13 protein-coding genes are annotated in these 14,346 nt (G+C 60.3%); 5 read left to right on the forward strand and 8 right to left on the reverse strand.

Annotated elements, in window-relative coordinates; all coding sequences use genetic code 11:
• Both C4J88_RS26840 and C4J88_RS26845 read right to left on the reverse strand, forming a co-directional pair.
• Entirely contained in the window at window positions 1-2,034 is a 2,034-nt protein-coding gene (locus tag C4J88_RS26840) for an ABC transporter permease subunit (protein WP_164487700.1), read from the reverse strand.
• A gap of 421 nt (window positions 2,035-2,455) precedes the next feature.
• On the reverse strand, window positions 2,456-3,442 hold the full coding sequence (locus C4J88_RS26845) for a phosphate ABC transporter substrate-binding protein PstS (RefSeq protein ID WP_124365019.1): 987 nt from the start codon (window positions 3,440-3,442) through the stop codon (window positions 2,456-2,458).
• Between the two features lie 372 nt (window positions 3,443-3,814).
• Between C4J88_RS26845 and C4J88_RS26850 the strand changes: the two genes are divergently transcribed.
• Together C4J88_RS26850 and C4J88_RS26855 are read left to right on the forward strand one after the other, a co-directional pair.
• Window positions 3,815-4,873 (forward strand): helix-turn-helix domain-containing protein, encoded by a 1,059-nt coding sequence (locus tag C4J88_RS26850; protein ID WP_124408527.1) that lies wholly within the window; start codon window positions 3,815-3,817, stop codon window positions 4,871-4,873.
• Window positions 4,870-5,361, forward strand: coding sequence for a type II toxin-antitoxin system VapC family toxin (locus tag C4J88_RS26855; RefSeq protein ID WP_124408528.1), 492 nt, complete (start codon window positions 4,870-4,872; stop codon window positions 5,359-5,361). The genes C4J88_RS26850 and C4J88_RS26855 overlap by 4 nt, the downstream gene beginning before the upstream one ends.
• 48 nt (window positions 5,362-5,409) lie before the next feature.
• Here C4J88_RS26855 and C4J88_RS26860 read toward each other — a convergent pair whose 3' ends face one another.
• Window positions 5,410-6,699, reverse strand: coding sequence for an MFS transporter (locus tag C4J88_RS26860; protein WP_124365020.1), 1,290 nt, complete (start codon window positions 6,697-6,699; stop codon window positions 5,410-5,412).
• A gap of 405 nt (window positions 6,700-7,104) precedes the next feature.
• On the opposite strand from C4J88_RS26860, the gene C4J88_RS26865 reads away from it, so the two are divergent.
• Together C4J88_RS26865 and C4J88_RS26870 are read left to right on the forward strand one after the other, a co-directional pair.
• Window positions 7,105-7,509 (forward strand): acyl-CoA thioesterase, encoded by a 405-nt coding sequence (locus C4J88_RS26865; RefSeq protein WP_003176975.1) that lies wholly within the window; start codon window positions 7,105-7,107, stop codon window positions 7,507-7,509.
• A 58-nt stretch (window positions 7,510-7,567) separates the two neighbouring features.
• Complete coding sequence (locus C4J88_RS26870; protein ID WP_124368858.1) at window positions 7,568-8,467, forward strand: D-hexose-6-phosphate mutarotase; 900 nt, start codon at window positions 7,568-7,570, stop codon at window positions 8,465-8,467.
• A gap of 119 nt (window positions 8,468-8,586) precedes the next feature.
• Here the strand turns inward: C4J88_RS26870 and C4J88_RS26875 are convergent, their stop codons facing one another.
• From C4J88_RS26875 to C4J88_RS26895, 5 genes are all read right to left on the reverse strand, one after another.
• Window positions 8,587-9,123: a DUF3299 domain-containing protein gene (locus C4J88_RS26875; protein ID WP_124365022.1), complete on the reverse strand. Its 537-nt coding sequence runs from the start codon at window positions 9,121-9,123 to the stop codon at window positions 8,587-8,589.
• Window positions 9,124-9,200: 77 nt separating this feature from the next.
• A complete protein-coding gene (locus tag C4J88_RS26880) occupies window positions 9,201-9,446 on the reverse strand; it encodes a GlsB/YeaQ/YmgE family stress response membrane protein (RefSeq protein WP_057006311.1) in 246 nt (81 codons plus the stop codon).
• A gap of 105 nt (window positions 9,447-9,551) precedes the next feature.
• The gene (locus tag C4J88_RS26885) at window positions 9,552-10,637 is read right to left on the reverse strand and encodes a 5-(carboxyamino)imidazole ribonucleotide synthase (RefSeq protein WP_124408529.1); all 1,086 of its coding nucleotides are present in this window, start codon (window positions 10,635-10,637) and stop codon (window positions 9,552-9,554) included.
• An 11-nt stretch (window positions 10,638-10,648) separates the two neighbouring features.
• Window positions 10,649-11,140, reverse strand: coding sequence for a 5-(carboxyamino)imidazole ribonucleotide mutase (gene purE, locus C4J88_RS26890; RefSeq protein ID WP_003195648.1), 492 nt, complete (start codon window positions 11,138-11,140; stop codon window positions 10,649-10,651).
• Between the two features lie 308 nt (window positions 11,141-11,448).
• Complete coding sequence (locus tag C4J88_RS26895) at window positions 11,449-12,357, reverse strand: LysR substrate-binding domain-containing protein (protein WP_124368860.1); 909 nt, start codon at window positions 12,355-12,357, stop codon at window positions 11,449-11,451.
• Between the two features lie 181 nt (window positions 12,358-12,538).
• Here C4J88_RS26895 and aspA point away from each other — a divergent pair, with 181 nt between their 5' ends.
• Window positions 12,539-13,963 (forward strand): aspartate ammonia-lyase, encoded by a 1,425-nt coding sequence (gene aspA, locus C4J88_RS26900; protein ID WP_124368861.1) that lies wholly within the window; start codon window positions 12,539-12,541, stop codon window positions 13,961-13,963.
• Window positions 13,964-14,346 lie beyond the last annotated feature (383 nt).

Below are 14,346 nucleotides of genomic sequence, written 5' to 3' on the forward strand. Positions count from 1 at the left end.
TTAAAGCGACGAGTATTTCTTGCGCAGACGCTGACGAATCAGCTCGGCGAGGGTGTTCATGATGAAAGTGAACAGCAGCAGCACCAGCGCCGAGAGGAACAGCACGCGGTAGTGACTGCCGCCCACTTCCGACTCCGGCATTTCCACCGCGACGTTGGCCGCCAGCGTGCGCAGGCCTTCGAACAGGTTCATCTCCATCACCGGCGTGTTACCGGTGGCCATCAGCACGATCATGGTCTCGCCAACCGCGCGGCCCATGCCGATCATCAGGGCAGAGAAGATGCCCGGGCTGGCGGTGAGGATGACCACGCGGGTCATGGTCTGCCAAGGCGTGGCACCCAGGGCCAGAGAGCCCAGGGTCAGGCCGCGCGGCACACTGAACACGGCATCTTCGGCGATGGAGTAGATGTTCGGGATTACCGCAAAGCCCATGGCCAGGCCGACCACCAGGGCGTTGCGCTGGTCATAGGTGATGCCCAGGTCATGGGAGATCCACATGCGCATGTCGCCACCGAAGAACCAGGTTTCCAGGTACGGGCTCATGTACAGCGAGAGCCAGCCCACGAACAGGATCACCGGGATCAGGATCGCGCTTTCCCAGCCATCGGGAACGCGCAGGCGGATCGATTCAGGCAAGCGACTGAACACGAAACCGGCCACCAGGATGCCAATCGGCAACAGCATCAGCAGGCTGAAAATCCCCGGCAAGTGCCCTTCCACATAAGGCGCCAGGAACAGGCCGGCGAAGAAGCCGAGGATCACCGTCGGCATCGCTTCCATCAACTCGATCACCGGCTTGACCTTGCGGCGCAGGGTCGGGGCCATGAAGTAAGCCGTGTAGATGGCGGCGGCAACGGCCAGCGGCGCGGCGAGCAACATCGCGTAGAACGCGGCCTTCAGCGTACCGAAGGTCAGCGGCGCCAGGCTCATCTTGGGTTCGAAGTCGGTGTTGGCGGCGGTCGATTGCCAGACGTATTTAGGCTCGTCGTAGTTCTCGTACCAGACCTTGCTCCACAGCGCGCTCCAGGATACTTCCGGGTGCGGATTGTCGAGCAGCAGCGGTTGCAGCTTGCCACCGGCCTCGACGATCACGCGGTTGGCCCGTGGTGACAGGCCGAACACGCCCTGGCCGTCGACCACCGGGTCGACCAGCAAGGTGCGGTGCGCGGTGCTGTGGAACACGCCGAACTGGCCCGAAGCGTCGAGGGCGGTGAAGCCTTTGCGACGTTCCTCAGCTGTGATTTCCACGATGGGCGCAGTGCCCATCTGGAAGGTCCGGATTTGCTTCAGGCGTTGTTCGCCATCCGGGTCGCGGGCCATGAACCACTGGGCCAGGCCACCTTTGGAGTTACCGACGATCAACGAGATGCCGCCCACCAGCTGGGTGCTGGCGGTGACTTCGGCATTGCCGTCTTCAAGCAGTTTGTAGCGACCGTTGAGGCTCTTGTCGCGCAGGCTGAACACATCGGCCAGGGCTCGACCGTTGATCACATACAACCATTGCTGGCGTGGGTCGATGAAGATCGCCTTCACCGGCTCGGTCATTTGCGGCAGTTCGACACGCTTCTGCTCGCTGGTGACTTCGCCGGTCATCATGTTTTCTTCACGGCTCAGGGTCAGCACGTTCAAATGCGAACCGGCCGAGCCGGCCACCACCAGGGAGGTATCGGTGGCATTGAGCGCGACGTGCTCCAACGGGCGGCCGGCCTCATCCAGTACGATCGGCGTTTCACCGTAGGGGTATTCGATCGCAGGGCTGATGGTTTTCTTGCCGTCCGGGTAGGACACCTTGTAGGTGTGGCGGAACACCATGGACTGGCCGTTGGACAGACCCAGGATCACCAGCGGGCTGCCCGGCTGGTCTTCGCCGATGGACACCACCTGGGTACCGGCCGGCAGTGGCAGGTCTACGCGCTTGAGTTCAGCGCCGGTGTCGACTTCAAAGAACAGTGCCTGGCCCTTGTCGGAAACCCGCATGGCGACCTGGTTCTGTTCTTCAAGCGAGATCAGCAACGGCTTGCCGGCGTCCTGCATCCAGGCGGGCGTCAGCGCGTCTTCCTTGGTCAGCGAGGCGCCTTGAAACAGCGGCGCAACGACATAGGCGAGGAAGAAGAAAATCAGGGTGATGGCAGCCAGCACAGCGAGACCGCCGACCAGTACATACCAACGGGTGAAACGATCCTTGAGCGCGCGAATGCGGCGCTTGCGTTGCAGCTCAGGCGTATTGAAATCAATGCGCTTGGGGGGAGAAGTCGTCGTCATGGTGGAATTGGCCAGATCATTCATGCGCACACCCTAGCGATCCTGTATGACAGAAAGATGACAATGCAGTGACGCAAGAAATCCGCCGCGTAGCAAAGCTGGCAGCGGACAGAAAATTAGGGCTGCAGGGGCCGTGTGTGGGAGCCAATTTCTCGCTCCCACAGGGCCCGCTGCTACACCAGGTAAAGCAGGCTTAGTTGCCTTCTTTCAGACCCAGGTCAGCCAGGGCCTTGGCGGCCACTTTGGCTGGCAGTGGGATGTAGCCATCCTTGACCACCACTTCCTGGCCCTGCTTGGACAGCACCAGTTTCACGAACTCAGCTTCCAGCGGAGCCAGCGGCTTGTTCGGAGCTTTGTTGACGTACACATAGAGGAAACGCGACAGCGGATACTTGCCGTTGAGGGCGTTTTCTTCAGTGTCTTCGATGAAGTCAGTGCTGCCTTTCTTGGCCAACGCCACGGTCTTCACGCTGGCGGTCTTGTAGCCGATGCCCGAGTAACCGACGCCGTTCAGCGAGGAGCTGATCGACTGCACGACCGAAGCCGAGCCCGGTTGTTCGTTCACGTTAGGCTTGTAGTCGCCCTTGCATAGGGCTTCTTCCTTGAAGTAGCCGTAAGTGCCGGACACCGAGTTACGACCGAACAGTTGCACCGGCTTGTTGGCCAGATCGCCGGTCACGCCCAGGTCACCCCAGGTTTTCACGTCGGCTTTGGCGCCGCACAGACGCGTCGAGGAGAAGATCGCGTCGACCTGTTCCATGGTCAGGTGCTGGATCGGGTTGTCCTTGTGCACGAAGACCGCCAGGGCGTCCACGGCAACCGGGATAGCGGTTGGCTTGTAGCCGTACTTCTGCTCGAAGGCCGCCAGTTCCGTGTCCTTCATCTTGCGGCTCATCGGGCCCAGGTTGGAGGTGCCTTCAGTCAGCGCAGGTGGCGCAGTGGCGGAGCCGGCAGCTTGAATCTGAATGTTGACGTTCGGGTATTCCTTTTTGTAACCCTCGGCCCACAGGGTCATCAGGTTGGCCAGGGTATCGGAACCGACGCTGGACAAGTTGCCCGACACACCAGTGGTCTTCACGTAAGCCGGGATGGCCGGGTCAACACCAGCAGCCACCGCGTTGGCAGTTGCAACGCCAGCAGCGACGAACGTCATTGCCGCCATCAAACGCTTCAGTTTCATGCCTTACTCCTAGCAGATAGGGATAGTTGGATCGGGGCCAAGTATCGGTAGGCCGTGTGAACACTCTATGTCTGGAATGTGACAATTAGATGAAAGGCCAGTATTGGAAGAGGACGGGCATTTGAGAGGCAAACGCTCGGAAATACTGGGTTGCATGAGCAAATGAGCGTCATGGGCCTATGGTTTAGAAACACTCTGTAATTGTTAACCGGAGATTTCCCACAGCTATTTAGGGTTGTCGCTCGGAACCAGCCTTACTAACCTCCCTCGCGCCAACGCAAACTCACCCGCCGGGATTCGAACAGCCAACATAGGCCTTAGGTTGACAAACAAATACAAAAGCATAGCCTTGTCAACCTAAGGAGATCTCACATGATTAATGATCGAATTCGCCGCGCAAGGTTGTTGCGTGGTATGTCGCTGGAAGCGCTCGCGCTCAGTCTTGGCGATATAACCAAGCAAGGTCTGAGCAAATATGAAAAAGGGTCGAGTACCCCCAACTCCCAGCGCCTTTTGCAATTGGCAAAGGCGCTGGAGGTGAGCCCGGAGTATTTTTTCCGTACCCAGGCATTGCCACTCGCTCCGCTGGAATTTCGTAAGCTGGCGAAGATGCCGCGATACCGTCAGGTCCAAGTCGAGGAGCAGATTCGAGAGCATCTGGAGCGTTATATCGCCCTTGAAGAGTGCTTCGACCCGGTGGACATCCAAACTGCTAAAACGCCTGCGCAGATGTTGTCGGTATCGTCTATTGGCGAAGCTGAACGGGCGGCAGATGAGCTCCGCCGATATTGGGACATCGGTGAAGATCCTATCGCCCATCTGACCGAGCAGTTGGAAGAGCACGGCATCAAGGTAGTGATGCTGAACGGCCCTGATGATTTTGATGGCGCCTGTGCAGCTACTCATGACGGCCAACACGTGTTGATTGCATTGAATGCGCAACGACCCGGTGAGCGCATTCGCTTCACTGCAGCCCATGAATTGGGACATTGGGTGATGCGCCTGCCAGATGATATGTCCGAGCGCGATAAGGAAAACTGCTGCCACCGCTTTGCAGGGGCTTTTCTTTATCCTGCTAAAAGTGTCACCGGAGACTTTGGCAGCCATCAGCGATCACGTGTTCACCCCCGTGAGCTTTTGATCGTCAAACGGCAATACGGGCTATCCATGCATGCGGCGCTCCGTCGTTTGAAAGACCTCAACCTGTTGGGTGAAGGTGGCTATAAGTCCCTGACTATTCAATTCAGCAGCAATGGCTGGCGAAAGGCGGAGCCTGAACCGCTGCCTTGCAAACCCCCTCAGCGTTTCGAATCACTGGTATTTTGGGGGTTGGCAGAGGGTCTTATTACCAAGTCACGAGCGGCTGAGTTACTGCGTCGTCCAGTGAAAGCTCTGGATCCCAATTTTCTGGGCTCACTGGAGAGTGCATGAGCCTGATCTATATCAGCGACACCAACATCTGGATTGACTTCAGAAACGCTGGATTGCTGGATCATATGTTCAGACTGCCATTCACTCTTTGTTGCACTGATTTCGTCATGCACGAACTGGAGGACTTTCCCCGTGACGAGCTGCTCGCGCGGGGCCTGCTTGTCGAATCATTCGATGACAAAGGCGTAAGAAAGCTCGTAGAACTCAAAGTCGAACACAACAACAGCTCATTGGCTGACGTTTCCTGCTACCTACTGGCACAAGCAACCGGCAGGCCGTTACTGACGGGTGATGGGAAGCTCCGCCGCCAGGCAATTCGAGACGGCCTGCAAGTGCACGGTGCACTTTGGTTGCTCGATCTTATGGTCGACTACCAAGTAATCAACACCCGCGACGCAGCAATGGCCCTGGATAACATGCTCACGGGAGGAGCTCGTTTACCAGCATCAGAATGCCAGACAAGGCTCTCCACATGGCGCCCCCCGTAAAATCCAGCTCGAAGGTACATCCGTGTACATAGAAGGCCTCCTAATCGCTCAACGCCCGCGTTTCCACAGATACCCACCCACCACCATCCCCATCACACACAGGACAGCCACGTAGTACGCCGGCCCCATCGGGCTCTCCTTCATCAGCAGCGACACCGCCAGCGGCGTCAGCCCGCCGAACACGGCGTAGGCCACGTTGTAGGAAAACGACAAGCCGCTGAAGCGCACCACCGGTGGGAAAGCTTTCACCATCACGTAAGGCACCACGCCGATAGTGCCTACAAACAGGCCGGTCAAGGCGTACAGCGGGAACAGCCAGTCCGGATGGGCCATCAGGCTGTGATAAAGCGTCCAGGACGTGGCCAGCAGTAAGGCGCAACCGCTGATCAGCACCCGGCCGGCGCCGAAGCGGTCTGCCAGTGCGCCGGCGGCGATGCAGCCCAGGCTCAGGGTGACAATGGCCAGGCTGTTGGCCTGCAACGCCACCGTGGGGCTGAAGTGGTAGACGGTCTGCAGCACGGTCGGGGTCATCAGGATGACCACCACGACGCCCGCCGACAGCAGCCAGGTCAGCAGCATCGACAACACGATGGCGCCACGATGGTCGCGCAGTACCGCGCGCAATGGCAGCTCGGCGGCCAGGGTCTTGCGTTGCTGCATTTCGGCGAAGATCGGCGTTTCATGCAGCCAGCGGCGCAGGTACACCGACAGTAAGCCGAACACGCCGCCGAGCAGGAACGGAATACGCCAGGCAAACTCTGAAACCTGCTCCGGGCTGTAGATCGAGTTGATCGCCGTGGCCACCAGCGAACCCAGCAATATACCGGCGGTGAGGCCGCTGGTCAGCGTGCCGCAGGCGTAGCCGATATGGCGTGGCGGCACGTGTTCGGAGACGAACACCCAGGCGCCGGGAACCTCACCGCCAATCGCCGCGCCCTGGATGATACGCATCAGCAGGAGCAGGAGCGGTGCCCACAAGCCGATCTGCGCGTAGGTCGGCAGCAGGCCCATGATCAAGGTCGGCACGGCCATCATGAAGATGCTCAGGGTGAACATTTTCTTGCGGCCCAGCAGGTCGCCGAAGTGCGCCATGATAATCCCGCCCAGGGGGCGAGCCAGGTAGCCGGCGGCGAAGATGCCGAACGTCTGCATCATGCGCAGCCATTCGGGCATGTCGACGGGGAAGAACAGTTTTCCGACCACCGTGGCGAAAAACACGAAAATGATGAAGTCGTAGAACTCCAGCGCCCCGCCCAAGGCAGACAGCGACAGGGTTTTGTAGTCGTTGCGGGTCAGCGGGCGCGAAGGTTGCGCGCTGCTTGCGGGCACGGAGGACATGGCAAGGCTTCTCTTATAGTAGTCATCGTAAAGGACTGCGCGCCTGTGACTTGCGGCGGGTTTGGCAAGATAGCAAATCGCTTGAAAAAGCACAGCGCCATGAGAACAGTTGCGCGCAAAAGCCCCGATACAGCGTCTATTTACCGACCAAATGAGCCTCAGGTGGTCGTCGTCGCGCCAGCGTCTCGATATACTCGCCCGTGCAAGCGCAGAAACCCCAGCCTTGAGGGGCTGCTGTGCCAAAACGTTGTTGGGCGCCATCCAGCCGATTTGGCAGAGTTTCCCTTTAGTTCGCCTTACGAGAAACGCATCGAGCGGTGTATGTTGGTGCTGAAACGTTTTTCCAGAAGACGGCTATCCACTTGAAATACCCATGAAGCGTCACGGGTCAGAGGCACCCTCGGCATGATCGAACTCGAACAAGAAGATCCTATCCCGCAAGGCGATCTCGCCTTGCAAATCACCGCGCTTCCGCGTGAAACCAATGGTTTTGGCGATATTTTCGGTGGCTGGCTGGTCGCGCAGATGGACCTGGCCGGCACTGCCATGGCCAGCAAGGTCGCGGGCGGGCGCGTGGCGACCGTGGCGATTGATCGCATGGCCTTCCTGGTACCGGTCGCGGTGGGCGCGCAGTTGTCCTTCTATACCCAGGCCCTGGAAATCGGCCGCAGCTCGATCCAGATGATGGTCGAAGTGTGGAGCGACGACCCGCTGTCCAGCGAATGGCGCAAGGTCACCGAGGCGGTATTCGTGTTCGTCGCCATCGATGGCAGTGGCCGCACGCGCTCGGTTCCGTCGCGCGCGCGTTAAACCTCACCGGGTTTTGACGGTCAATTGCCCCATTGCCTGCCACTGAGAGTGCTTTGTTATGCCGACGCCCCACGTTGAAACCGTGACAATCGACGAGCTGGACTGCTGGCGCATCCGCCACAACGGCGCCGAATTGATGGTGGCCCAACAGGGCGCGCATCTCTTCAGCTACCAGCGCGACGGCGAGCAGCCGCTGATCTGGCCGAATCCTGAAGCGGTGTTCAAAAAAGGCAAAGGCATCCGCACCGGCGTACCGGTTTGCTGGCCATGGTTTGGCGTATTCGACCGCAACCCGCAGAGTGTTAAGGCCATGCGCCACAGCGATCAGCCGGCCGGTGCCCACGGTTTTGTGCGTACGGCGCTGTGGGAATTAGCCGCGACCGAGTTGCAAGGCCAAGCGCTGCGGGTAGACCTTGTGCTGCCGGTACCCGCCGGCGGCTTTCCTGGTTGGCCCCATCCGGTCGATTTGAAGCTGAGCCTGGTGCTGGACGATCAGTTGCATATCCACCTGACCAGCCATAACCGTGGCACTGACACGGTGACGCTCAGCCAGGCGCTGCACACCTACTTCGCCGTCAGCAATGTGCGCAACGTGCAGGTCGAAGGCCTGGACGGGTCGGCGTACATCGACACCGCCGCTGGCTGGTCCGAGAAACAACAATCCGGCCTGCTGCACTTCACCGCCGAGACCGACCGCATCTATCTGGATACGCCGGCTGAACTGAGCATTGTCGATAAAGACTGGGGACGCCGTGTGCAACTCACCAGCCAGGGTTCGAAGTCGACGGTGGTCTGGAACCCCTGGACCGAACGCGCCAAGGCCTTCGATGACATGGCCGACGACGGCTGGCAGGGGATGCTGTGCATCGAGACGGCGAATGTGCTGGAAGATGTGGTGACTTTGGCACCCGGTGAAAGCCACACTCTCGGCGTGAGCATCAATGCTATCGCCCTGTAGATGAAGAACAAAATGTGGGAGGGGGCTTGCCCCCGATTGCGGTGGTTCAGTCAATTCATAGGTGACTGATACACCGCTATCGGGAGCAAGCCCCCTCCCACATTGATTTGTGGTGTGGTTTAAAGATCCGACTCCTTCACCACCCTCACCTTCCCTGCATCCAGTGCATACGCCGCATCCGCCAGATCGTTGTTCACCTTCTCTACCTTCAACGTGCCCGTGACCCACAGCGGCGTATAGATATCCTCCAGCTTCAAACCCTTCGGATACCGCACCAGCACCAGTTGGTTAGGCGGCGGTGGCGGCACGTGGATGCAGGCGCCTGGGTAGGGCACCAGGAAAAACAGGGTGCTGCGGCCCTTGGCGTCGGTTTCCAACGGCACCGGGTAGCCGCCGATACGGATGTTCTTGCCGTTCATGGCCGCCACGGTCTTGGTGGAATACATCACCGCCGGCAAGCCTTTGCTCTGCTTCAGGCCGCCTTTATCGGTAAAGGTGCCTTGGGCTTCGGGGGAGTTGTGATCGATCTCGGGCATGGCCTCGAGGGCTTTCTGATCCGACAGCGGCATCAGGTCAAGCCAGTCGGTTTCCGGCAGTTCGCCAGCGTGTACCAGGCCTGGGCCCAGCAAGAGGAGAGTCAACAAAAGATGGCGCATGCAGAGGCTCGGCAAGTTCAGGTGGCGAGCATTCTAGCCCTCTGCGCCTGCGCAGCGCAGAGGACTTTGTCGGCTGGTTACTTCCTTTTGATCAGGCCGTAGATCACCAGCAGCACAATGGCACCGACCAGCGCGCCGATAAAGCCTGCGCCTTGACCGGCCTGGTAGATCCCCAGGGCCTGGCCGCCATAGGTCGCGGCCAGGGAGCCGGCGATACCCAGCAGGATGGTCATGATCCAGCCCATGCTGTCGTCGCCAGGCTTGAGGAAACGCGCCAGCAGGCCGACGATCAAGCCGATAAAAATGGTTCCGATAATACCCATGGCATTTCCCTCTGATTGGTATGAGACATGCCAAAGCCTAGTCAGACTTTGGCATCCTGCAATCAGAGAGACGCCGAGCCTTAATGGTTCCCGTGGCGGCGCGGCTTATTGTTCGGCGATCAAGGCTTCGACCTTGAGAATCTGCGCCTGAAGGGTCGCGCGGTCCTTGCAGCGCAGGTTGGCGTGACCCACCTTGCGCCCGGCCTTGAAGGCCTTGCCGTAGTGATGCACATGGCAATCGTCGATCGCCATTACCCGCTCAACCGGCGGTACCACGCCGATGAAGTTGAGCATGGCGCTCTCGCCCACCTTGGCCGTGGAGCCCAACGGCAAGCCCGCCACCGCCCGCAGGTGGTTTTCGAACTGGCTGCACTCGGCGCCTTCGGTGGTCCAGTGCCCGGAGTTGTGCACGCGCGGGGCGATTTCGTTGGCCTTGAGGCCACCATCGACTTCAAAGAACTCGAACGCCATCACGCCGACGTAATCCAGCTGCTTGAGCACGCGGCTGGAGTAATCTTCGGCCAACGCCTGCAGCGGGTGGTCAGTGCTGGCCACGGAGAGCTTGAGAATGCCGTTGACGTGGGTGTTGTGCACCAACGGGTAGAAACGGGTTTCGCCATCACGGGCGCGCACGGCGATCAGCGAGACTTCGCCGGTGAACGGCACAAAGCCTTCCAGCAGGCAGGCAACGCTGCCCAGCTCGGCGAAGGTGCCGGCCACATCGGCAGCGGTGCGCAGCACTTTCTGGCCCTTACCGTCGTAGCCCAGGGTGCGGGTTTTCAGCACGGCCGGCAGGCCGATACTGGCGACGGCGGCGTCCAGGTCCGCCTGGGACTGGATATCGGCGAAGGCCGGCGTCGGGATGCCCAGGTCCTTGAACATGCTCTTTTCGAACCAGCGGTCGCGCGCGATGCGCAGGGCTTCGGCGCTCGGGTACACCGGTACGAACCGCGACAGGAAGGCCACGGTTTCGGCCGGGACGCTTTCGAACTCGAAGGTCACCAGGTCGACTTCGTCGGCCAATTGGCGCAAGTGGTCCGGGTCGCTGTAGTCCGCGCGCAGGTGTTCACCCAAGGCGGCCGCGCAAGCGTCCGGCGCCGGGTCCAGGAAAGCGAAATTCATCCCCAGCGGGGTTCCCGCCAGAGCGAGCATGCGGCCCAACTGGCCGCCACCGATTACACCGATTTTCATCGTCAACAACCTCAGGCGATACGTGGGTCTGGATTGTCCAGCACGCTGTCTGTCTGCTCAGCACGGAATTTTTTCAGCACCGCATGAAACTGCGGATGCTTGGCGCCCAGGATGCTGGCGGACAGCAACGCGGCGTTGATCGCGCCGGCCTTGCCGATCGCCAGGGTCGCCACCGGGATGCCGGCGGGCATTTGCACGATGGACAACAGCGAATCCACGCCCGAGAGCATCGACGACTGCACCGGAACGCCCAGCACGGGCAGGTGAGTCTTGGCTGCACACATGCCTGGCAAGTGCGCCGCACCGCCGGCACCGGCGATGATCACCTCGATGCCACGGGATTCTGCTTCATCGGCATACTGGAACAGCAGGTCCGGGGTGCGGTGGGCGGAGACCACCTTCACTTCATACGGAATGCCGAGTTTTTCCAGCATATCGGCGGTGTGGCTAAGGGTGGACCAATCGGACTTGGAGCCCATGATCACGCCAACCAATGCACTCATCGTCGTGCCTCTTCTCTCTGGGCGCCCGCAGGCGCGTCAAAAAACAACAAGCCACGCGGGAAATCCGGCGTGGCTTGGTGTACGAATTAAGGCCGGTTGGACCGGCCGAAGGCCGCGCAGTATACCGTAATAATCCAGATAAACAGCCCCTTGGACGACCATCTGCCCAGCGGTGCAAAGTGGCGGTTTTATTGACCCTGTAGGAGCGAGCTTGCTCGCGAAGATCGCCAACGATGACGCGGGCGTTCTGAATGGATGCGGCGCTCTCAGGTTTTTCGCGAGCAAGCTCGCTCCTACAGGGATCGCATTCAGGTGCCTTGCGCCGCGCCACCTTCCAACTTGCGCCACAACAACCGCACATTCGCCTTGCGCACCAGCGCACAGCGGTACAGCCGAATCTCCAGCGGCACGTGCCACTGCGCTCCGCCACACACCACCAATTCGCCTCGGGCCAGTTCCGCCCGCACGCTCAATTGCGGCACCCAGGCGATACCCAATCCTTCCAGCGCCATGCTTTTGAGGCTGTCGGCCATGGCCGTCTCGTAGATCGTCGTGAAACGCAAGGCGCGCTGGCGCAGCAGTAAATTCACCGAACGGCCCAGGAACGCGCCGGCGCTGTAGGCCAGCAACGGCACGCTGCCCTCGCCTTCGAGGTCGAACAATGGCTTTCCATCCGCATCGGCGGCGCACACCGGGAGCATTTCGGTATTGCCCAGGTGCAGCGACGGGAAGATCTCCGCGTCCATCTGCATCGCCGCATCCGGGTCATAGAACGCCAGCATCAGGTCGCAACCGCCTTCGCGCAGCGCATGCACGGCATCGCCGACGTTGGTCGCCACCAGCCGCGTGGCGATGTTCAGGCCTTCATTGCGCAACTGCGCGATCCAGCGTGGGAAAAAGCCCAGCGCCAGGGAGTGCGCGGCTGCCACTTGCATGACTTCGCCCTGCCCGCCTTCCAGGTGATGCAAATGGCGCAGCACTTCACCGAGCTGCTCGACCACCGTGCGGGCGGTGACCAGGAACAACTGGCCCGCCGCCGTCAGCTCCACCGGCGTGCGCGAGCGGTTGACCAGGGTCAGGCCCAACGCGGCCTCCAGGCTGCGAATGCGTCGGCTGAACGCCGGCTGGGTGACAAAGCGCCGCTCCGCCGCCTGGGAAAAACTGCGCGTCGCCGCCAAGGCGCTGAAGTCTTCCAGCCATTTGCTTTCAAGGTTCATCACTGCCTCCACGGGAATGCACCATTTTGGCACACACGCCCGTCATGGTAACCGGGTCACATCCACATTATGCCGTTTGTGCATAGGCCAGTGTTTAACAGCATTGGCCCAAAAACTTCTACAAGCCTAGCATTCGCAGCGTTCCGGCCAGTTCCGGGTCCATATCGAGATGATTTCCGTCATGTCCTCCGCTGCATCATTCCGCACAGAAAAAGACCTGCTTGGCGTACTCGAAGTACCCGCTCAAGCGTATTACGGCATCCAGACCCTGCGAGCGGTGAATAACTTCCGCCTCTCAGGCGTTCCGATTTCGCATTACCCGAAATTGGTGGTCGGCCTGGCAATGGTCAAGCAAGCGGCCGCTGACGCCAACCGCGAACTGGGCCAACTCAGCGAAGCCAAGCACGCGGCTATCAGCGAAGCCTGTGCCCGCCTGATCCGCGGCGATTTCCACGAAGAATTCGTGGTGGACATGATTCAAGGCGGCGCCGGCACTTCAACCAACATGAATGCCAACGAAGTCATCGCCAACATCGCGCTGGAGGCCATGGGCCACCAGAAAGGCGAGTATCAATACCTGCACCCCAACAACGACGTGAACATGGCGCAGTCGACCAACGACGCCTACCCGACCGCGATCCGCCTGGGTCTGCTGCTGGGCCATGACGCGCTGCTGGCCAGCCTCGACAGCCTGATCCAGGCGTTCGCCGCCAAAGGCGTCGAGTTCGGGCATGTGCTGAAAATGGGCCGTACCCAATTGCAAGACGCCGTACCGATGACCCTCGGCCAGGAATTCCGCGCCTTCGCCACCACCCTCGGTGAAGACCTGGCCCGCCTGAAAACCCTGGCGCCGGAGCTGTTGACCGAAGTGAACCTGGGCGGCACCGCCATCGGTACCGGCATCAATGCCGACCCGCGCTACCAGGCCCTGGCCGTGCAACGCCTGGCCCTGATCAGCGGCCAGCCGCTGGTACCGGCTGCCGACTTGATCGAAGCCACCTCCGACATGGGCGCCTTCGTGCTGTTCTCGGGCATGCTCAAGCGTACCGCCGTGAAGCTGTCGAAGATCTGCAACGACCTGCGCCTGCTGTCCAGCGGCCCACGTACCGGGATCAACGAGATCAACCTGCCGGCACGCCAGCCAGGCAGCTCGATCATGCCCGGCAAGGTCAACCCGGTGATCCCGGAAGCGGTGAACCAGGTGGCATTCCAGGTCATCGGCAATGACCTGGCGCTGACCATGGCAGCCGAAGGCGGCCAACTGCAGTTGAACGTGATGGAGCCGCTGATCGCGTTCAAGATCTTCGACTCGATCCGCCTGCTGCAACGCGCCATGGACATGCTGCGCGAGCATTGCATCGTCGGCATCACCGCCAACGAAGCGCGCTGCCGCGAGCTGGTGGAACATTCCATCGGCCTGGTCACCGCGCTGAACCCTTACATCGGCTACGAAAACGCCACCCGCATCGCGCGCATCGCCCTTGAAAGCGGCCGCGGCGTGCTGGAACTGGTGCGCGAAGAAGGCTTGCTCGACGACGCCATGCTCGACGACATCCTGCGCCCCGAAAACATGATCGCTCCACGCTTGGTCCCGTTGAAGGCCTAAGTGTTTGTTGCACCGCTCACCAGGTTGAGGGACTAGACACCTCTCACCTTTTGAGGGCCTGAAGGCTCGTTCTTCAGGCCCTTTTTTTTGCTCTGAGGTTGTGAAATGACGCCCATAAAAAATCCAATATCGCACCGCAAACCCACCTCTCCTGTAACGGCCTGGCTGAAACCTTTAATCGGCCCAGGCAGACGGATCACATTCGCCTAGGTATAGTGCCGCCCCTCTTCGCGTCTGCGGCCGTCGGTAACGAGGCCCGGGTACAACGCGAAACCGCATGAATAACAACACCCGCAAAAGGATTGGGGTCGAACGTCGTGCACTGCCTGGTGCCATACGATGTGTCGGACCGTCCTGCGTTTGCCATTAGAAAAATCAGCGAG

The organism is Pseudomonas sp. R4-39-08 (genome assembly GCF_003852275.1).
Taxonomy (GTDB): Bacteria; Pseudomonadota; Gammaproteobacteria; order Pseudomonadales; family Pseudomonadaceae; genus Aquipseudomonas.